Source organism: Gimesia chilikensis (genome assembly GCF_007744075.1).
GTDB lineage: Bacteria > Planctomycetota > Planctomycetia > Planctomycetales > Planctomycetaceae > Gimesia > Gimesia chilikensis_A.
This window is the reverse complement of record NZ_CP036266.1, coordinates 5,981,712-6,001,576: the sequence shown is the minus strand read 5'-3', so window position 1 is coordinate 6,001,576 and position 19,865 is coordinate 5,981,712. Positions and strand designations below refer to the sequence as shown.

General features: G+C 53.2%; 13 protein-coding genes. 5 read left to right on the top strand and 8 right to left on the bottom strand.

Annotation, left to right across the window (positions count from 1 at the left end):
* The first annotated feature begins 132 nt into the window (after window positions 1-132).
* Complete coding sequence (locus HG66A1_RS22605; RefSeq protein ID WP_145189388.1) at window positions 133-918, top strand: hypothetical protein; 786 nt, start codon at window positions 133-135, stop codon at window positions 916-918.
* A 13-nt stretch (window positions 919-931) separates the two neighbouring features.
* Window positions 932-1,681, top strand: coding sequence for an endonuclease/exonuclease/phosphatase family protein (locus HG66A1_RS22600; RefSeq protein ID WP_145189385.1), 750 nt, complete (start codon window positions 932-934; stop codon window positions 1,679-1,681).
* Window positions 1,682-1,771: 90 nt separating this feature from the next.
* Here HG66A1_RS22600 and HG66A1_RS22595 read toward each other — a convergent pair whose 3' ends face one another.
* Window positions 1,772-2,137 carry a hypothetical protein gene (locus HG66A1_RS22595; RefSeq protein ID WP_145189382.1) on the bottom strand — a complete coding sequence of 122 codons (366 nt, stop codon included), beginning with the start codon at window positions 2,135-2,137 and terminating at the stop codon, window positions 1,772-1,774.
* A gap of 546 nt (window positions 2,138-2,683) precedes the next feature.
* Between HG66A1_RS22595 and HG66A1_RS22590 the strand changes: the two genes are divergently transcribed.
* Window positions 2,684-4,006: a sulfatase gene (locus HG66A1_RS22590; protein ID WP_197996753.1), complete on the top strand. Its 1,323-nt coding sequence runs from the start codon at window positions 2,684-2,686 to the stop codon at window positions 4,004-4,006.
* Window positions 4,007-4,095: 89 nt separating this feature from the next.
* On the opposite strand, the gene HG66A1_RS22585 is transcribed toward HG66A1_RS22590, so the two are convergent.
* Both HG66A1_RS22585 and HG66A1_RS22580 read right to left on the bottom strand, forming a co-directional pair.
* Window positions 4,096-4,416, bottom strand: coding sequence for a hypothetical protein (locus HG66A1_RS22585; protein WP_145189379.1), 321 nt, complete (start codon window positions 4,414-4,416; stop codon window positions 4,096-4,098).
* A gap of 267 nt (window positions 4,417-4,683) precedes the next feature.
* Entirely contained in the window at window positions 4,684-8,382 is a 3,699-nt protein-coding gene (locus tag HG66A1_RS22580; RefSeq protein ID WP_232106647.1) for a glutamine synthetase adenylyltransferase, read from the bottom strand.
* Between the two features lie 341 nt (window positions 8,383-8,723).
* Between HG66A1_RS22580 and HG66A1_RS22575 the strand changes: the two genes are divergently transcribed.
* Entirely contained in the window at window positions 8,724-10,010 is a 1,287-nt protein-coding gene (locus HG66A1_RS22575; protein WP_145189376.1) for a hypothetical protein, read from the top strand.
* Window positions 10,011-10,026: 16 nt separating this feature from the next.
* Here HG66A1_RS22575 and HG66A1_RS22570 read toward each other — a convergent pair whose 3' ends face one another.
* The 3 genes from HG66A1_RS22570 to HG66A1_RS22560 form a co-directional block, all read right to left on the bottom strand.
* Window positions 10,027-12,888, bottom strand: coding sequence for an MJ0042-type zinc finger domain-containing protein (locus HG66A1_RS22570; protein ID WP_145193873.1), 2,862 nt, complete (start codon window positions 12,886-12,888; stop codon window positions 10,027-10,029).
* 139 nt (window positions 12,889-13,027) lie between these two features.
* Entirely contained in the window at window positions 13,028-13,600 is a 573-nt protein-coding gene (locus tag HG66A1_RS22565; protein WP_145189373.1) for a hypothetical protein, read from the bottom strand.
* A gap of 158 nt (window positions 13,601-13,758) precedes the next feature.
* On the bottom strand, window positions 13,759-15,837 hold the full coding sequence (locus HG66A1_RS22560) for an ABC transporter ATP-binding protein (protein WP_197996752.1): 2,079 nt from the start codon (window positions 15,835-15,837) through the stop codon (window positions 13,759-13,761).
* A 399-nt stretch (window positions 15,838-16,236) separates the two neighbouring features.
* Between HG66A1_RS22560 and HG66A1_RS22555 the strand changes: the two genes are divergently transcribed.
* Complete coding sequence (locus HG66A1_RS22555; RefSeq protein WP_145189368.1) at window positions 16,237-17,691, top strand: MATE family efflux transporter; 1,455 nt, start codon at window positions 16,237-16,239, stop codon at window positions 17,689-17,691.
* 12 nt (window positions 17,692-17,703) lie between these two features.
* On the opposite strand, the gene HG66A1_RS22550 is transcribed toward HG66A1_RS22555, so the two are convergent.
* Window positions 17,704-18,441 carry a biotin/lipoate A/B protein ligase family protein gene (locus HG66A1_RS22550; RefSeq protein ID WP_197996751.1) on the bottom strand — a complete coding sequence of 246 codons (738 nt, stop codon included), beginning with the start codon at window positions 18,439-18,441 and terminating at the stop codon, window positions 17,704-17,706.
* 1 nt (window position 18,442) lies between these two features.
* A complete protein-coding gene (gene lpdA / locus HG66A1_RS22545) occupies window positions 18,443-19,825 on the bottom strand; it encodes a dihydrolipoyl dehydrogenase (RefSeq protein ID WP_145042587.1) in 1,383 nt (460 codons plus the stop codon).
* Between the last annotated feature and the right edge of the window lie 40 nt (window positions 19,826-19,865).

Sequence of the window (19,865 nt, the reverse complement as noted above, 5' to 3'; positions counted from 1 at the left end):
TCTGGAGTAGTCCGCCGGCGCATCTTTCCTCCAGGGGGGCAGGGCGGTAAGATATGAAGTGTGAGTTCCCTGTACGCCGGTGCCGCGTTCGGGGTACTGTAAGACCCATCCGCTTGAGAGGAGATGTAGATCTTGAATCGTACGAAACTGGTCATTGCAGGCTGCCTGCTGGGGTTGAGTCTCGCCTCAAGCGTTGTGAAACAGGTGCAGGCAGCAGAATGGGGGAACTTAACCGGGCAGTTCAAGTTTACCGGCGAGCGACAGACACCTGCGAAACTCGATATCAACCGGGATCAGGAGATCTGTGGTAAATTCGACGAGCTGATTGTCGATCAGAGTCTGGTCACCGGGAAAGACGGAGGGCTGGCGAATGTATTTATCTACCTGCGGGAATCCCGTATGCAGGAAGCACAGATCCATTCATCCTACGACAAGCTGCCTGCCTCGGTCACCATTCAAAACAAAGGTTGCATTTTTCAGCCGCATGTGGCGGGGCTGTGGGTAAAACGCCAGAAGCTGCAGGCCGTCAATAAAGATCTGTGTGCGCACGGCTTTCAGGTGAAGGCTTATCGTAATATGAGCCTGAATCAACTCTTGCCCCCCGGAGAAAAACTCGACCATCAGTTTGAGCATGGTGAGAAGCTCCCGCTACGGATGAGCTGCAGCATTCATCCCTGGCAGGAAGGCTGGCTGGTGGCTCTGGATCATCCTTACTTTGCAACTTCCGATGATTCGGGGCGATTCCAGATTCAGAATCTGCCTGTGGGCGAATGGGAGTTCCAGCTCTGGCATGAAAAAGCAGGATATCTGGCTGCCCGGGATGATTGGAAACGGGGACGCTTCAAGCTTAAAATTAAACCCGGTACGACAGACCTGGGAGTGATCCCGGTTGCGCCCGCATTACTCACTGGCAAGTAAAATCAAATCAAACATGCGACTGTTGAGCTATAACATTCATAAAGGGATCGGCGGACGTGACCGTCGGTATCAACTGGAACGGGTGATCGGTGTTATCGAGCAGGAAAATCCGGATATCATCTGCCTGCACGAGGTCGACCGGAATGTGAAACGTTCCCGCTTCAATAACCAGCCGAAGATCTTCGCCGATTACTTCAATATGCCGGAATCGCTGTATCAGCTGAATGTCAAGCTGAAGACAGGGGGCTACGGCAATCTGATCCTTTCCCGCTGGGCGTTCCTGTCACAGCATCAGATTTCGCTGACCAATAAGTGGCGGAAAGCGCGCGGTGCCCAGATTGTGTTGATCGACTCTCCTGAGGGGCCCTTTCAACTGGTGAACTTCCACCTGGGACTGGCTGAAAAAGAGCGTCACTGGCAGATCAATCATCTGCTGACGCATCGGTTATTCCGGGAAGGCAATGATCATCCTTCGCTGATCGTGGGTGACACGAACGACTGGCGAAATACTTTGGCGAACGGGAAGTTCTCTGAATTTGAATATCAGGAAGTAACGAGTCCGCCGTCCCGCTTTCGGTCGTTTCCTGCGTATATGCCTGTGGGGACGCTGGATAAAGCGTTTATTCGCGGTGAGATCGGTGTTAAGCAGGCCAGGCTGGCACGGTCTCAACTTTCACGCCAGGCTTCCGATCATCTGCCCCTGGTGATTGACTTTCATCTGAATGAGCACGCCAGCGAATGGATAAAAAAAGCAGGGCAATGACCATTGTCACTACCCTGCTTTTGATATCTTAACTTCAGTAGTCCCGACTCAATGTTGGAAAAACTGAGGTCAGCAACTCCATGGAGTCAATTACTCTTTAACATCTCCAACGGGAGGCAGTTCGTCTTTTTCGATGTAGTCACCAAAAGTTTTACCTTCGGTGGGGCTGGGCATCTTTTCAGCATCTTTCAGTGCTTTGACGATCTTGTCTTTGTCGGTTTCTTTCCGCTTTGACAGACCTTTACCAACGGCCTGACCGTAGGCACTCTTTTCTTTCTTGGTCTTGCCAGGGTGACAGATACCGCATTTTTTGTCGATCAGCATTTTGGAGTTGGGGTATGTTTCTGCCCAGATTTTCTTGAAGTTAGGACGAGCTTCAACCTGCTTTTCACCACAGATCAGAGTCAGTCCGGCGATCGCCAGGCCAAACATCAACGCTACTTTTACGTTCATCATTTTCCGCATAAAATTCCTCATATTCTTCTAAAAAGTAAGTGACAGTTAACTTAAGAAGCTCCCGACTTGAGCCAGCCAGAAACCTCGGTCAGTGGTTGCCCCGTATCACAAGAAGTTCGAGTTTTTCAAATCACAACAAATTGTGTAACTACATTAGAATACTCATTTTCCACGCTGTCAACGCACTCAAGTAAATCGAATCAAGAATGTCTCATTTGAAAAATTCTGATTTATCAATCTTTTGATCTCCGGCAAAAACGTTTTTATCCTGAATGAATCAGGTCTTCAGTGGGATACCGGGGATCAGGAGTGAGTAAGGTTGTAAGTTGTTTTAGGTGTTGATCTTAGTGAAGTAGTTGGTAGGATGGGTTGAACTTGGTTGGGATCTGTGTGTATGTCTTCTGCAGTTCCTTACGTCATTATAAGATTCAGCGTTGGGGATTTTAAAGAATTTTTTTCGAATAATTCTCCCGCCTGATTCTTCCCCCTGGCGGCGTTCATTCGAATAGAGGCCATTGATCGCGCTCGTATCAAAAGGAGTTCATCGTGAAGCTGTGTAAAAACCTGTTGCTGGTGGTACTGGTGGTCTGGGGGGCTTACGCTGCTCCACGGAATGTACTGGCTGAAGCCGCGTCCCGTCCGAATATTGTGATGATCATTTCCGATGATCAGGCCTGGAACGATTATGGTTTCATGGGGCATGAAAAGATTAAAACCCCGAATCTGGATAAGCTGGCGGCGGAGAGCGCTGTCTTCAAGCGTGGTTATGTTCCGACCAGCCTGTGTCGCCCCAGTCTGATGACGATGATTACCGGTCTGTACCCGCATCAGAATATGATTACCGGGAATGATCCCCCCAAGGGCATGGATCGCCAGAAGCTGCTGAAACATGTTCGCGCTGTAGACTGCCTGCCTCAAATGCTGGACAAACTGGGATACAAGAGCTATCAGTGTGGCAAATGGTGGGAAGGCAATCCCAGCCTGGCCGGTTTCACTTCGGCGATGACACATGGCGACCCCAAACGGGGAGGTCGTCATGGTGACCTGGGCTTGAAGATCGGTCGGGAAGGGATGAAACCCGTTTATGAGTTCATTGATGAATGCAAAGACGAGCCTTTCTTTCTGTGGTATGCGCCCTTCCTGCCCCACACTCCTCACAATCCACCTCAGCGGATCCTGAAGAAATACCTTAATCCGGAAACTCCAGTAGAACTGTCCTATTATTACGCGATGGTGGAGTGGTTCGACGAGACCTGTGGACAACTGCTGAACTATCTGGATCAGAAACAGCTGTCGGACAACACAATTGTTGTTTACGTGACGGACAACGGCTGGATTCAGTATGTGCCTGAATCCGAAGCGGAACGCAAGAAAATGAAACGTCGTTTCCGTTATGCTCCCAAATCGAAGCGGAGTCCCTATGATGGCGGTCTCCGGACCCCCATTCTGCTTCGCTGGCCGGGGAAAATTAAGCCGGCAGAGTATGATACGCTGGTGAGCAGCATCGATCTGGCACCGACAATTCTGGATGCCGTCGGGTTAAAACCGACCAAAGCCATGGAAGGGATCAATCTGCTGCAGGTAATTCAGAACGGTGGCAAGACTGACCGCAAAGCGATTTTCGGCGAGATCTTCGAGCATGATATGGTCGACATTGATGATCCCGTCACGAGTCTGAAATATCGCTGGTGCATCGAAGGGGAATGGAAAGCGATCTTCCCCGGACCCCGGCTGAGTGAAGAAAAGCCCGAGTTATATAACCTGGCGCAGGATCCGTTTGAGCAGCACAATGCTGCGGCTGCGCATCCCGAACTGGTTCAACAGCTGTTGAAGCAGACCAATGCCTGGTGGAATGTTCCCGCTAAATAAGCGATGTCATCAAACGATTACCCGGGCAGATCGAGGGTTCGATCTGCCCGGGTTTCTCGCGCCACTTTTAAAGAACAGGAGATATGGGATTAGTGATGATCCCAGTGTCCTGACTGATGATAGTCGTAGTGACCGGGCTGGTAGTGGTAATGATTTCGATGACGGTAGAATCCACCGGGATGATAGTCGTAATGACTGGTATCATGCCAGTAAGAGTGACGTCGGCCGTGATAATAGGGGCGTGCGTTGTATGAGCGATATCGGCCGCTGTATCCACCGTAATTACTGTAGCCGTATCCGTTACCCAGATTCAGGCTGAAATTAACTCCCCCCGCTTCCGCTGTGGAGGCACTCCCGAGCATTGCGAATCCACCTGCCAAAGCAACGCAAACGATCATGAACTTTTTCATCTTTCCATTCCTTAAAAGAGATTACGGTTGTTTTTGAATTTGCGACCGCGTCTGAGAAATGTTAAGAAGCATCGATTGTGCCAATTAAACCGATTGGGTTGTAAGTGGCCTCTGTAACTGACTTTAGGGGCATCTCGGCGTGTCGGGGCGATTTTCGGGCTGTAATCATTATGATATAAGCGCCCTCAGAGTGACCCCAGAAATGGGAACGTACCGGCAGATCCTGCCTGTCAACTTGAGCAGCGAATCGAAAATCTGCGCCTGAATTTACCCGTTGGTGCGGATAGTCATTGCTTTGATGGGGGCGAGCAGGCGACTGAAATCGCGGACGCAGTCCATGGTGGAAGAGATTTCTTCCTGGAGCTTATCGGTATGCGAACCATAGCCGAGCCGCCGGGCAAGGAATTCGAACTCTTCCTGATCCTGAGGGGGAACCGTCAGGTCCCTGGCGTTGCCGCGCACCATGCGCAGAGCATCAATGAGCCTGCGGAGAAAGATGTAGGCGTCGCGAAGTTTGTAGAAGTCGTCGGGACTGATCAGCCCCAGTTTTTTAAGGGACTCAATGCCTTCGAGAGTGTTTGTGGTTCGCAGTCCGGGGTTGCGGTGTCCGTAAGTGATTTGCATCCCCTGGATCAGGTATTCACAATCGACGAGTCCACCGTCTCCGAGCTTGGCGTTGATGGTTCCCCCTTTGACGAGCTGCTGAATCTGCTTTTCCCGCATGGCGAGCATGGCAGCGACGTCGAATGGTTTGCCGGAGTAGATAATTTGATCCCTGACGCGGACGATCTGGTTGCCAAATTCCACATCACCAGAGATCGGACGGAGTTTGACCAGCGCCTGGCGTTCATAAGGCCAGGCAGCGCCCTCATAAGAGAAGTAGCTCTGGAATGCTTCAGCTGAGACAGCCAGGCTGCCCGCCTGCCCGTAGGGTCGCAACCGCAGATCGATTTGAAAAATACCTTCGCTGCGGGTTTTGATCATCTTGGTGAATTTTTCGACCAGCTTCAGATAGTATTCATTATTCGTGATGACTTCGGGGCCATCTGTCTGGCCGGAACCTTCGTAAATAAACATCAGCTCAATGTCCGAGGCGAAGCCGAGTTCGCGTCCGCCACATTTTCCGAGTGCACAGATCGAAAGATGACAGGGGCCGCCCGATTCCAGTTGTGGCTCGCCGTAGCGTTCCTGTAGCTGCTGATGACAGACTTCGTAGGCGCCTTCCACTACGACCTCTGCGACATCGGTTAATTCGTCTGAGAACTGACCGAACTCAGAGATGTGCCCCAGGATATGCCGCATGTCGGTACGCAGCATGGCCCGGTCTTTGAAGGCGTTGAGCCGTTCCTGCTGTTCTTCGGGAGTCGATGCCTCAGCGAGCTCTTCGGCGAGTTCAGCCTGGAGTTCGTCCAGGTGAATCCGGTTTTTCAATTCTTCCACGTTGGCAACAACGGGGAACAGATTGGAATGCTGCAGTCGGAGGAAGTCTTCCCAGAGGAAGTCACTGACACCCAGCAGACGGGCCAGGGCACTGAGCACGCTGGTACGCTCCAGTGAGGAAATTTCTTCGACCCAGTTGGGTTGCTTGAAAAGATGCTCCAGGAACTCGCGGAAGTGCAGCAGTGCCGATTCCGGATTGGGAGAGCGGGGGAGCAGGTGAGTGAAGTGTTTAATCAAGACGATCGCGGCACGCAGTCCCTGTTGTTGGGCTTCCGCACTGATTTTTTCCCCTTTGTCATCGGTGACATACAGCACATCACTGACGCGGGTTCCTTCTGAATCGATCACCATACGGGCGATATCGATGCCGCTCATCGAGAGGGCGTTGGTCAACTCATACAGGAAGCCGGTGGTATCTTCAGACTGGATGCGGAGAATGGTGTGCCGACTGTCGGTCTCGTTGTCGACTTCAATTTCAACCGGGTACAGCACCTGGCTGGCTTGTGCGAGATCGTGCAGGCCGGCGGCGACGCGTTTAGCAAGTTCTCCCACCGCTTCCTGGGGATTCCCCGATTCGACCTTGTGCAGCAACTGGGAAAGGTCGTTGCGGTAGTCGGTCCAGATATTCGGTTCCACGGCAGGGCCGGAGGCTTTAACATCGAGCACGATGACAAACTTGCGGGTGTTTTTAGACTTCTCACTCGGTTTGGTCGACCGCCCGGAAGCGGGAGCCGGTTTGACCTTCTGGTTGGTAAACAGGTGCCCTTTCTCAATGTCGAATCCGTAAACAAAGAGCAGACCGCAAATCAGAGACAGGTCGCCGGTCTGGTCGAAGCCGACCATGGTCAGTCGCAATTGATCGTTTGGGCGTTTTTCTGTTTCGAGCTCGACGATGTTGGTCTCACTCAGCTTGCGTGCCATCTGGCTGTGCTGCTCGGTCTCTTCTTCATTAAAGACTTTGGTATAAGAGGCCGCCATCATTCCGATGGGATTGCTGTCCTGCTCGGAATGCGTGGAGTGCTTTCCTGTTTTGTTTTCAGCGGGATCGTAGATGTATTTTCTGTAGATGCTGCGAACCGCTTTGCGGTGCTGTTCATAATACTGCACCAGCTGTTTGCCGTCCTGGAAATCAAGCCGCCGGGCGAGGTAAGCCAGTTCCCGCTCATCGGTGGGCATGTGATGCTCCTGGTTATAGTGCATCAGCTGCAGCGCGTGTTCAATTTTTCGGAAGAAGACATAGCCGCTGGTCAGGTGACGGTATTCATCAGCCTGGATGAGGCCGTGATCGACGAGTCGCACAAGCCCGTCCAGCGTATTGATGCTGCGGATCGAGGGGTATTTCGCACCGTTGGCCATCTGCAGGTACTGAGTCGTGAACTCCACATCACGGATAGAGCCTTTGCCGGATTTGACTTCGCCCCATTCCTTGCCTTTTTTCTTCAGGGTCTCTTCAATCCGTTGTTTCATCTCCAGCACATTTTTGCGGACTTCTTCTGAATCGCAGTTGAAGATCTGCGGTTCGATGCGGCGGAAGAACTCCATGCCCAGTTTCTGATTGCCGGCGATCACGCGGGCTTTCAGCATCGCCTGCTTTTCCCAGAGGCGACCATGTTTGGCGAAGTAATCGACGTACGCGTCGACCGTGGTCACCAGCGCCCCGGAGCGTCCCCAGGGACGGAGACGCATATCAACGCGGTACAGGAAGCCTTCAGCCGTCGATTCCATCAGTGACTTGATGAGTTTCTGGCCGAGCTGCCAGTACTTGGTGGAGTCCTGTCCGGAGATGAAGACGAGGTCGATGTCCGAACTGTAGTTCAGTTCTTCACCACCCAGTTTACCGAAGGCCAGGACGGCGAAGTCATCCAGGGGAAGATCCATGTCTTCTGAGAGAACGGTCAAACAGGATTGCACCAGACCGTCAGCCAGTAGCGAAAGCTGGACAGTGATGTTTTTAAGGTCCATCAGGCCGAAGGTGTCACAGGCACCGATGCGGAGCAGTTCCCAGCGCTGGAAACGACGAACGGCATCGAATTTTTCGGCGACACTGCCGGTCTCCTGCCGCATGATGGCCATGGCTTCTGAGAAGAACTGCTGCTGACTTTTGAATTCGGCAATCCGGTTATAGCGGGTCAACCGTTCGAGGTAGTCGGGGTTCTTGAGGAGAATTTCCGTGAGGAACTGACTGCCGACGAAGAGCCGGACCAGGATTTCGACGGCTCGTGGATTCTGTGTGAGAAACTCGAGCATCGTTTCGGGTTCCGAAACGCTGTTCATAAACCGTTCGAAGTTGATCAGGGAGCCATCCGGAGTGGCTGCATCGGTCAGTGCCTGGAGCAGGGTTGGCAGAATCTGTGTTAATTCTTTACGAATCTGGGGCGTTGTGCACAGCTCCCGCAGTCGAATCAGCGCACGTTCCTGATCGCTAAATCCGATGCTGGCCAGGATGTCTCTGACTTCGGGATCACTGACGGTATATTTCTGATCCAGAAGAATTTCCGGGTTGTCATAGATGACGGGGCTATTCATATAATTAACAGAACCTGTAGGTCGTGAATTCTGAGATTCAGGATATCGAAAATCCGGTCGTGTTGGTCGAGGAACACTCTACTGATGTGGTTCTCCTGTCCTCGTGGAGCGATGGGAGCCTGCCTGGTTCAAGTGCTGTGAAGTGTCACCACATTATAGGGTGGTATCGAGTTTAAAAGAAGTTACTCCCCGTTTGAAGTGCAACTAATTCGAAGCTGTTTTCAGGGAAGCCTTTGCAGTTGCTTTTCTCCGATCAGTCCTCTAGTCTGGAATGATTAAATTAAGATCATTTTACTGCGTCAATTACCCAAACCGCGGTACTCAAAACAGAGAGAAAACCGATGTCGAACTATTCCTGCAGTCGTCGTGAATTTGTATCTCGGGTCATGTGTGGTGTGGGTGCTTCGGCTCTGGGGAGCCTCTCATTCGGAGCCGAACAGAAGACCGGTGCAGAACAGAAGTTCCCTCCGATGCGGGTGATTACCAAAGGCCCCCGGCATCACTGGTTCGGCTATTACGACAAGCTGCAGTTTGATCCCACCAGCCGCTACGTGCTGGGTATGGAAGTGGCTTTCGAACATCGTTCGCCCCGGGCCGATGATGTGATCAAAATCGGCATGGTCGACCTGGAAGACGGCGATCGCTGGATCGAACTGGGAGAATCATCCGCCTGGAACTGGCAACAGGGATGTATGCTGCAGTGGCTGCCTGGTTCTGCTTCGGAAATCATCTGGAACGATCGGCAGGACGGTCAGTTCGTCAGTCGGATTCTGGATGTTAAATCTGGAAAGGGACGCACCATTCCTTCTCCCATCTATTCGGTCAGTCCGGATGGGAAGACTGCGGTCACGCCCGATTTCCGGCGGATTCAGGATGTGCGACCCGGCTATGGATATCCCGGTTTTTCCGATCCCAATTTCAAGGATCTGGCTCCCAAGGACTCCGGGATCTTCCGGGTGGATCTGGAGACCGGTAAATCCACGCTGATTCTATCACTGGAGGAAATATCCCAGACGGGCACCATCCCCAAAAATCAGAAAGATATCAAGCATTACTTTAACCACCTGTTGTTCAGCCCGGACGGATCCCGGTTCATCACGCTGCATCGCTGGCAGTATCCGAATGGCAAACGCCTCTCTCGGCTGGTCACAGCCCGTCCGGATGGCAGCGATGTGCGGGTGGTGATCGATAACGGGTTCGTCTCGCATTTCATCTGGCGTGATCCCGAACACATCCTGGCCCAGTCCAAGGCGACTGCTGACAGCCCGTCATGGGGAGATTTCCTGGTCAAAGATGAATCGGGTGCCGAACTCAAAGAAGTGGGTAAAGGCGTGCTGGACAATGGAGGACATCTGACTTACCTGCCGGGGAATGAGTGGATTCTGAATGATACGTATCCCAAAGGCAAAGAGCGGATGCAGACGCCGCACCTGTATCATGTCGCTTCCGGGAAGCGAATCGATCTGGGGCACTTCCATTCACCAAAACTCTACACCGGTGAGTGGCGGGTCGACACGCATCCCCGTTACAGCCCCAATTCCCGTTATGTCTGTATCGACAGTCCTTATAAGGACCAGGGGCGTCAGTTGCATCTGATTGATATCAGTGAAATCACAGGTGCGTCGTAGGACGCAGCTTGACGGATTATTCGGTCCCTGCACCGGCCTTGTCTGAGGTATTCTCTGCGGGAGAAGTGGGGATCGCTTCCCGGGTAAGCATGACCTGATAGAATTTATTCCGTTTGAGTGCACGGTCCAGCGCTCCCTGGTCGACAGCGCTGCGATTTTCGAAGGTGATCTCTTTCTTATCGGGATTGAAGTGCACCGTTTCCTGATCGACCCAGACAAACCCTTTCAGTAAGCGGCGTGCTGAGTCGGTAACGTTGTCACCGCCGTAAACGCCGTAGTGGATGATATATTTCTGCTTTGCCGTGGCAGCGGGGGGCGTTTTGCCTGGTGAAGACGGCATTGATTCTGTGGGAGATTTACCTGTATTTTGAATGAGCGCCAGATCCTCTTCTGTCAGTTTGATCCATTCTTCGTCGACATGGATGCCCGCACTGTGCAAACTGCCATTCAGCTTCATGCCTAACCCGAATTTACCGTCGTTAGCTTTATATTTAATTGCCGCCCACTTGTCGTCATAATTGATCACCAGAGAGTCGTGGATATATTCTTTAATCCCTCTGAGTGATCTTTCAGCCAGACGCTGGGCCACGATGGGATCAAAAGTATTACCAGGAAAACGTATGCTGCTGATTCTTTTAATACGGAAAGTCATGAGATCAATATTCTGATCGTCTTCAGCTGACTCATGATTGATTGGTATGTTTTTGAGGGGCGCGTCAGATAAAAGCATCACTTTAGTCGATTTCTCGTTGGCAATCTTTTCCCTGAGATCCTGTGGTAGTTCACCCGCATAATCGAAGGTAATTGTCATCTCGTAAAAATTGATGATGACGTTGTCGCCTTTCGTCCCGAGGATGGCAACGTCGAATGAGGACTCAAGCGAATTCAGAAAAAAGGGCGCTTGTTTTTTCAGCTTTTGTTCAAATTCGGGAGTAAAACCAGCGATTTGAAACCGGTATCTCCGAGTTTCTCCATCTCGGGCGACTCTCATCTTCTCCAGCGACGCGCGCATCTTTTCCAGATGCGCGGACGCCGAACTGCTTGAGTTGTTGTTTCGTTTTAGCTGGCTGGTCTTCTCCATCCGCGACTGGGCCTCCTGTTTCATCGCAGCCAGTTGTGGATCGAGTCCGGTAGAACCGTCCTCTGCGGGTTGTGAAGGTTGTGCTTTCAGTTGAGCCTGAATCCACTTGATTCCCTGGGGAACTCCTTCATCGACCATGGTCTGGTAATGGTCGCTGCCGTTACTCGACACGAACTTCACATCGACTCCCTGTGCTTTCAACTGTTCTGCGAACTGTCGGGACGCCACGAAGGAGGTCACCTGATCTCCGCGTGCATGGAAGAGAAAAACGGGGCACTGGATGGTCTGAGCATGTTCTTTGGGAGAACTGAGGCGGATGAATTCTTCGACATCGGGAATCAACGGTTTGATTTCACCGAGATGGTTTGCAAAAAACTTCTGGGGATCGACAGAGGGGGCATAGGCGAGGCAGCCTTTGATTGTATCGGGGTCCCAGAAGTGCTGATGACTGTGTTCCGCAAACAGCAGCGAGAGGGTGGCGGCTGAACTGTGGCCGGCCAGAAAGATGTTGCTGGTGTCAATTTCCGGAATAGTTGACTTGGCCAGCGAGAGGGCCTGGGCATAGTTCAACATGCCGGCTTTACTTCTACGAAAGGCCTCATGTGCCTTGATGAACTCAGCGTTGCTGGTCTGATCTCCTTCACCGAGGTCGCCGTCGATGGAAAAGGTGATCACAGCGAAGCCGGCTTTGACGTAAGGTTCATGTTCCGGGTTCTGCGTGTTAACGGTATCGTCGATTTCCATGCCTGTCAGCAGGGTAGAGCCGGCCGGGGGAACAATCACGCAGGGGAATTTCTCTCCTTGTCCTTTCGGGGGGAGGAAAACACGAAACTTCATCCGGCTGGCAGGCGCATCTGGCTGATCGGGATCAGGGGAACTGGTCACTTCAAACATCCTGCCGATGGAGGCAGAAGGTCGTTCCTGAAAAACGTTGGCCGAGGTATTTCCGGGTTCCGCCCATTCCAGAGGCAGGGGAGTATGCAGCTGGATGTGAAATTCCTTCAGGTCCTCGAGGTCAACATCCGCATCCGGATCGACCTGAGCGACGTTGTTCTGTGCGCGTCCACCCGGACCATCTTTCGCGAAGGGACCGGATTGCGTTTCTTTCCCGATCATCAGGGTCAGTCCCACAACCAGGTAGACGACTACTCCGCTGAAGATTGCGGCAAAGGGTCCTTTGGTCCGTTCAAAACGGGTGATGGCATAAAAGAGCGAATACAGGGGCACGAAGAAACAGAGCAGAAATTCACCAAAGCTCTCCTCCGCTGCCAGAATCAGCAGTCCGATGCCGCCGACGGCCGTGCACCCCATGGCGAAGAAAACGACGATGAACATCACAATCGTTGTACTGACAGTATTACCTGTCACAAAAAAGAAGCCGTACAGACAGAGCAGTATGGCCAGGGGAAAGACGACAAACGGGGAGAACCCATATTTGCGCAACGCGCCCAGAAAGCTCTGCTGCGATTTCGACTTTTTACGGGTCGGTTTTGGTTTCTGCCGGGGTTGTTTCGCAGGTCTGACAGCAGGACCGTCACTCAGGTCGTCTTCCCAGTCAGTTTCATCCTCTTCCAGGAACAGGGGTTCGTCTGACTCATCTTCAAAACCAAACTCATCAGCCTGCGGTAAGCGACGACTGTGCTGCTTGCGTGGACTGGACGATTTCCGGGCCGGTTTTTCAATGACAAATGGCGTCTCGCATTTCGGGCATTTGACTTTTTTCCCGAAAGCAGCCTGGGACTTGATATTGAAACTCGCTGCGCAATGGGGGCAGGAAATCGATGCAGGGGAGGCCATCTTAGAGATCCGGACTTTCAATCAGTAGAATGTAGACAGAACGCATGGGTACAGGTCTGCATTATTCTACTGACTGGCAGTACACGAATCAATTCGTGTTTCTCAGATGTTCTCAGCCGGAAATTAGCCGTTTGACGTATTATTTGGCCTGACTGGCGACCGTTTCTCGGAGCTCACGGACTTCGCGTTTGAGTTCGTGGACTTCATTGCGAAGCTGCTTGAGCAGTTCATGCACCTCAGGGCCGGCATGGGGTGACCGATGTTCGGCATGCTGATGTCGTTCGAGGCGTTCGCGGAGGTGCTGTTCGTTTTCCCTGGCTTCCTGATGGATTCGATGAGCCAGATCGTGCATACCCGCCTGTTCGAGGTGCTCGGCTGCCACGTGCATGTTTTGAATCCGGTGACGATGTTCGTCCATCTCCCGTTCAATGTTTCGATGTTCTGCTTCCGCATGGGCCCGATGCCGCTCGTGTTCCGGATGATGTTCTCGCGGATGACGGTCCCGCGGATGAGGCGGATGTTCGGGACGTCGATCCCGTTCTCTCTCATCGGACTGAGCCAGGAAGAAATCTCGCTCTGCAGGATCTGCTGCTTCGCTTTCGATGCCGGGACGCATTGCTCTGACCGGTTTCTCTGATGACAGTGTGATGCCGGCACCTAAGAGGACGACAGCCAGCAGGACGAGCAGTGCAGTGACGATCATTGATCTCATGATATTAATTCCCGGATTGAGCAGATAAGAAAAAATAGACGGGCAGGAACGACTCACTCAAGTAGATATGATATCGATTCCCGCCTGATGCGTCGAGTTTTTAATCTGACTTCGAGGGGAATACCACATGGAACCTGCGTTCTGCAGCCTGAAACCTGTCAGGCTGTGCGCTGTCTGACCTGGGCGCTGAGCAGGTTCTGGTACTGCGGACAGGTGTCGACCAGGGTACTGTGGGGGCCGGTGGCAACGACTTTCCCCGAATCCATAACGACGACGCGGGTCGCAAATTCGAGCAGGCTCTGTCCGACTGAGTGCGTGATGATGAATACGGTCCGTCCGGGAGCAAATTCCTTGAGTGCCTTATGGATCAGGATTTCACTCTGCGAATCGATGGCCGAGGTGGCTTCGTCCAGGATCAGAATATTCGGATCACGCAGGAAGGCTCGTGCCAGGGCGATTCGCTGGCGCTGTCCGCCGGAAAGCTCGTGCCCTTTCTCGCCGACGCCATAGTGCAGTCCATCAGGCAACTGTTCTGCAAACTGGGAGACGTGTGCTTTTTTGGCGACGACTTCAATTTCGTGGCGGCTGGCGGACGGGCGTCCGTAGCGGATGTTTTCCAGAATCGTATCGTCGAAGAGCATGGTTTCCTGTGAGACGACGCCGATATGGTTGCGCAGGTCTCTCAGACGCATGTCGCGGATATCGACTTCATTGATAAAGATATTACCTTTATCCGGATCATAGAACCGGGGGAGCAGGTTCACGAGTGTGGATTTACCGGAACCGTTTTCACCCACTACCAGCACAACTTCTCCTGCGGCCACTTCCAGGTTGACGCCGTCCAGGATCGGTTCGTTATTGCGGGTGGACTCTTTCCTCTGAGCATAAGTGAAATCGATTTTATTGAAGCGAACCGATTCCACTTTCTGCGGGAACGGCTCGGGATCGGTCGTTTCTTTAACGAGCGATTCGCGATCCATGACCGTAAAGATGCGTTCGGCGGCAGCAGCGGTACGTTTCAGTTTTGAATAGACCGAAGACATTTTTCGTGCCGGGTCGGTGATGCCGGCCAGCAGGGCGTACATCATCGACAGGGTGGCGATGTCCATCGGGGCAGACGCAAGTTGAATGCCCCAGATTTCCGTTTTACCCCGCAGGACGAGATAGGAACCGGGAATCAGGGCGATAAAGATCGCCATCAACCCCAGCATTTCGGTGGTGGGGCTGGTGAGAGAGTCGATCCGGACGATGCGGAGTGCCTTTTTGAAGTACTCCTTATTTTCGTGATGGAAGCGACTGCGGTGTTTGCGTGCACCGTTGAAGGCGATAATGACCTTCGAGCTTTCGAAGGATTCTTCCAGTGTTTTGTAGATGCGGGACATGCTTTCCATCATTCGCTGGCTGGCATGCTTCAGTGTTTTACCAATTTTATAGAAGACGATGGCGATCAGCGGAGCGAAGACGAATGAAAGGAGCGTCAGACGCCAGTTGACCATGAAAGCGAATACGACACAGGCCAGCGCTTTGAGGGGTTCACGGATAATTTTCCCCCCCATGAGTGTCAGGCCCTGGGAGAGTTGCTGCATATCAAACGTGAAGCGGGACATCAGGGAGGCGGTCCCTTCATCCGAGAGGCTCTGGTAGTCCAGGTCCAATGCTTTGCGGAAACACTCCTTGCGAATCGACATCGTGGCCAGTTCGACGATGCCTCCCACGATGACATCCTGCGTAAAGATACAGAGGCCTTTAATAAACGTTGTGACCAGAAGCAGTCCCAGGATCAGCGCAAACGTATCGAACTGGTCGTCGGGGACCCAGGGGAGGATGTTGGATTCAATCCACTTCAGCGCAAACAGTTTGCGGGAGGCGATGCTCATGTCCTCCTGCTGTCGTGAATGTTCGCTGAGCAGTTTCACCGGGGCATCGGCAAACTTGGTGGCATCGGCCTCGGCTGTGGAGAGGTCTTCAACTGAGTGATCGATCTGATACGCCTGCAGTTTACCGGAGATTTCTTTGAGGACCCGTTCCTTGTCCTTGATCGTGTCCTCGGTCTCAACGATTTGCGCCTGCACGTACTGATCGATGCGTTCACCCTGCAGGAGTACCTTGACCACCAGGAAGGTGACGGACAGATTCGCCCCCCAGAGAATGGCGACCAGGACGGCAAAAAAGAATGCGGTAATCAGTCGACGGCGGAAAGGCCAGACGTAATGCAGAATTCTGGTAAAGCTGTTCACGGTAGATACTCTGGAATTCGAGATCGGTATGTTGTTTGTAAGTCTATTCATATCTATGGGTTATGCTCGTGGGTGACTGTCGAAATGATATAAATCACTCGGCTGAAATCCGGAACTGGCCCGTATAGATCGCGAATTAAACTAGGAATCGCCAATCAGGTCCAGATGAAATTGCAAATGCTGGGAAAATGAACACATAATCGGCCTGGTTTTTCCCGGGAGGCGACGCTGTGTTTCCTTTGAATTGCGAACTTCTGCAGCAACGAGCGTGTCGTGGAGAGGTCAGTTTATGAAATTTGTGATATGCTGATGGACCGGCTTCGCCGATTCTGTTTCTCTTCACTACAATCCTCTCGATTGTAAGTCAGCGCTCTCTTTATCGTGATCGGATTGTTCCGGATGGAAGATTCTGCCCTCAACCAGCACACCTCCACTGTGACGCCGGGGAGCCTGCGCGAACTGACCAATGTGGCAGTGCCCCTGGTGCTGAGCTGCGGGTCGCTGTCGATCATGCATGTGGTGGACCGGATCTTTCTGACCTGGTGGTCGACGGATGCGGTGGCTGCGGCGTTGCCTGCAGGCATGATCCAATGGACGATCATGTCGATCGCGATGGGCAAAGCCATGTATGTGAATACATTCGTGGCACAGTACGAGGGAGCAAATCAGAGGCAGCGTGTTTCCGAATCGGTCTGGCAGGGCGTGTACCTGGCGCTGATCTGGGGCGGTCTGCTGCTGTTAGGCGTTCCTTTCGCGGGAACCTTCTTTCACTGGATCGGTCATACGCCCGAAGTTCAGACCCTGGAAGCAGAGTACTTTTCGATTCTGTGTCTGGGATCGGGGCCCGCGCTGTTGTCGACGGTGCTCTCCTGTTTCTACACGGGACGCAGTCAGACCATGGTGGTCATGTGGGTCAACCTGGTGAGCGTACTCGTAAATATGCTCTTGGATTACTGGCTGATTTTCGGAGTCGGACCGATACCGGCACTGGGAATCCGCGGTGCCGCGATTGCTACGGTAGCTGCGAATGTGGTGACACTGTTGCTGTATCTGTTTATCATTCTGGCCAAGCATGAGGCCCGTCTGTATGGACTGTTCAATCACTGGCAGTTTAATCGGGAACTGTTTGTGCGTCTGATCCGTTACGGGTTTCCCAACGGGCTGCTGTATTTCATCGACATCATCGGCTTCACGCTGTTCATCGTACTGGTGGGGCGGATTGGGAAGATCGAGCTGGCAGCAACCACGATTGCCTTTAACCTGAACTCGCTGGCCTTTGTGCCTATGATGGGGGTCGGGACTGCGGTGATGACCCTGGTGGGCAAGCGGATTGGTGAAGGACGTCCGCAGCTGGCGGTCAGAACCACCTGGAAAGCGTTTGCGGCCTCAGCGGCGTATATGCTGCTGTTTGCAGTGATTTACATCGGCTTTCCTGATCTGTTACTACGCCCCTATGAACCGGATATCATCACGGAAGACTTTCTCAAGGTCAAACAGGCGGCGGTGATTTTACTGCGCTTTGCGGCTCTGTTCTCGTTCTTCGATGCCCTGGTGGTCGTCTTTGGATCGGCCATCCGTGGTGCCGGCGATACGCGTTTCTGTATGTTCTTCTCGCTGTTGACCGGCTGGGCGGTGATGGTAATTCCCACGTTCCTGATCTGGATGTATGCGGACGCCGACGAAAAGCTGTTTGGCAGCTGGGTGGCCTGTACTTCCTATATCTCGATCATGGGAATCGGTTACCTGATTCGGTTCCAGGCGGGACGCTGGAAAGAGATGCGAGTGATCGAAGATCATTTTGCGGAGCCAAACCCGGAAGACAGCGAACAGCCCATGCAGGGCGCTTTGACTTAACGGAACATGATCTCAGCGGCGGAGATTCCATTTCTCCGTCGCGTATTTTTCCGTGACCAGCTGTTGGACACGTGCGACGGGCAGCACGGGTTCTCCCTGGTCTGCCTGCCAGGTGTCGATCAAGGCCTGCCTGAGTTCAGCTGCTGTCGCCGGGTAGTTGGTGACGAATTCCAGGTGACTGCGGTGCGAACGGTATTCGGGTTCCCGCTCCGGGCTGGTCAGGTAGCGGGAAATCAGATCGAGGTCGAAATCGTAGAGAATGGTACCGTGATGCAGCAGCGTGCGCGTCAGCCATCTTTGCGAGTTGCCTGAGAATTTGTGACCCTCAATCGTCAAGTCGCTGATTCCCTGCAGGTCGATGTCATGTTTCGGGAAACGCGTGTTGAGGGTGTCGCGGATGCGGTCCAGGATGTCGCGGGTGGTGGCTTCGATGCCTGCCAGATGCTGATCCGGGGAGATCCGCAGGAACAGGGAGAAGATAAAACAACCGGGGCCGAGCAGCACTGTTCCCCCGCCGGTACAGCGACGGAGGACCGGAATCTGATCCCGTCGGCAGGCTTCCAGATCCACGTTACAGGACGTCTGATTCGAGCTGCCCATGATGACCGTGTACTGGTCGACTTCCCAGAGCCTCAGGCAGCCGGCGGAATCCTGTTCGTTGATCTGGTAGAGCAGGCTTTCCTCCAGCGCCAGATTTTCTTCCGGCGTGGGGAAAACGGTTTCTGAAAGCTGACAGGCCTGCGGTTGCATTTCAGAAGTTGAGGGTACGTTTATCGACGGCCAGTGCTGCTTCCTTGATGGCTTCTGCCAGGGTCGGATGGGCATGGCAGCAACGGGCGATGTCTTCGCTGCTGGCACCAAATTCCATGGCGACGGCACATTCGGCGATCAGATCCCCGGCACGCGGTCCCAGGATGTGCACGCCCAGGACGCGGTCGGTCTTGGCATCGGCCAGCATTTTGACGCGTCCTTCTGTCTGTCCCATCGCGCGAGCCCGGCCGTTGGCCAGGAAGGGGAAGGACCCCTTGCGATACTCGATCCCGGCTTCTTTGAGCTGTTCTTCGGTCTTACCGACGGCAGCGATTTCCGGGTTGGTGTAAGCGACACTCGGGATGGTGTCGTAGTTAATGTGTCCATAACCGGTGACGAGGTACTCGGCGAAGGCGACCCCTTCGTCTTCCGCTTTGTGGGCCAGCATGGCACCGCCGATGACATCGCCGATGGCGTAAACGCCTTTGGCAGAAGTCTCGAAGTGCGCGTTTACGGGAATGAATCCTCGTTGATCGACTTCGATACCGACGTTTTCGAGACCCAGGTTTTCAGTGTTGGGACGTCTGCCGACGGCGACCAGTACGCGATCACAGCGGATGGACTTGCTGTCAGCGATTTCCACGTCGCAGGTTTTCTTGTTGACTTTGACGCCGGTGACGCGGCAACCCAACTGGAATTCGAGTCCCTGTTTTTCGAAGATTTTCTGTGCTTCTTTAGCGATCTCGGTATCGGTCGTGGGGAGAATCCGGTCGAGGTATTCCAGTACAGTGACCTTGGCACCCAGGCGGTTCCAGACAGCGCCCAGTTCGAGACCAATCACACCACCGCCGATCACCACCAGGTGTTTGGGGACCTCATCGTAAGCAAGGGCTTCGGTGCTGGTGCCGACTTTGTCACCATCGAGTTCGATGCCGGGCAGAGTGGAAGGTTCGCTGCCGGTGGCGATCAGAATGTTTTTGGCGTCGAGTTCGGTCTGCTCATTGCCGTCATCGACGACTACCTTTCCCGGTGCCGTGATGGTGGCGTGACCGCTGTAGCGGGTGATTTTGTTCTTTTTGAACAATGAGTCGATGCCACCGCCCATGGTTTTGACGGTGCGGTCTTTCTGGCTGAGCATCTTTTCCAGGTCGAGTTCCAGGTCGCCGACGTTGATGCCACGATCTTTGAAGGTGTGCTCTGCTTCGCGGTAAAGCTCGCTGGATTCCAGCAGGGCTTTACTGGGGATACAGCCTACCCGCAGACAGGTGCCGCCCAGCATACGTTCTTTTTCGATACAGGCGACGTTGAGACCGAGCTGTGCAGCTCGGATGGCTGCGATGTATCCTCCGGGACCAGCACCGATAATAACCAGATCGTGGTTCATTTTCACTTTTTCCTGCAGCGACAGGAAACCTTTCCAAACC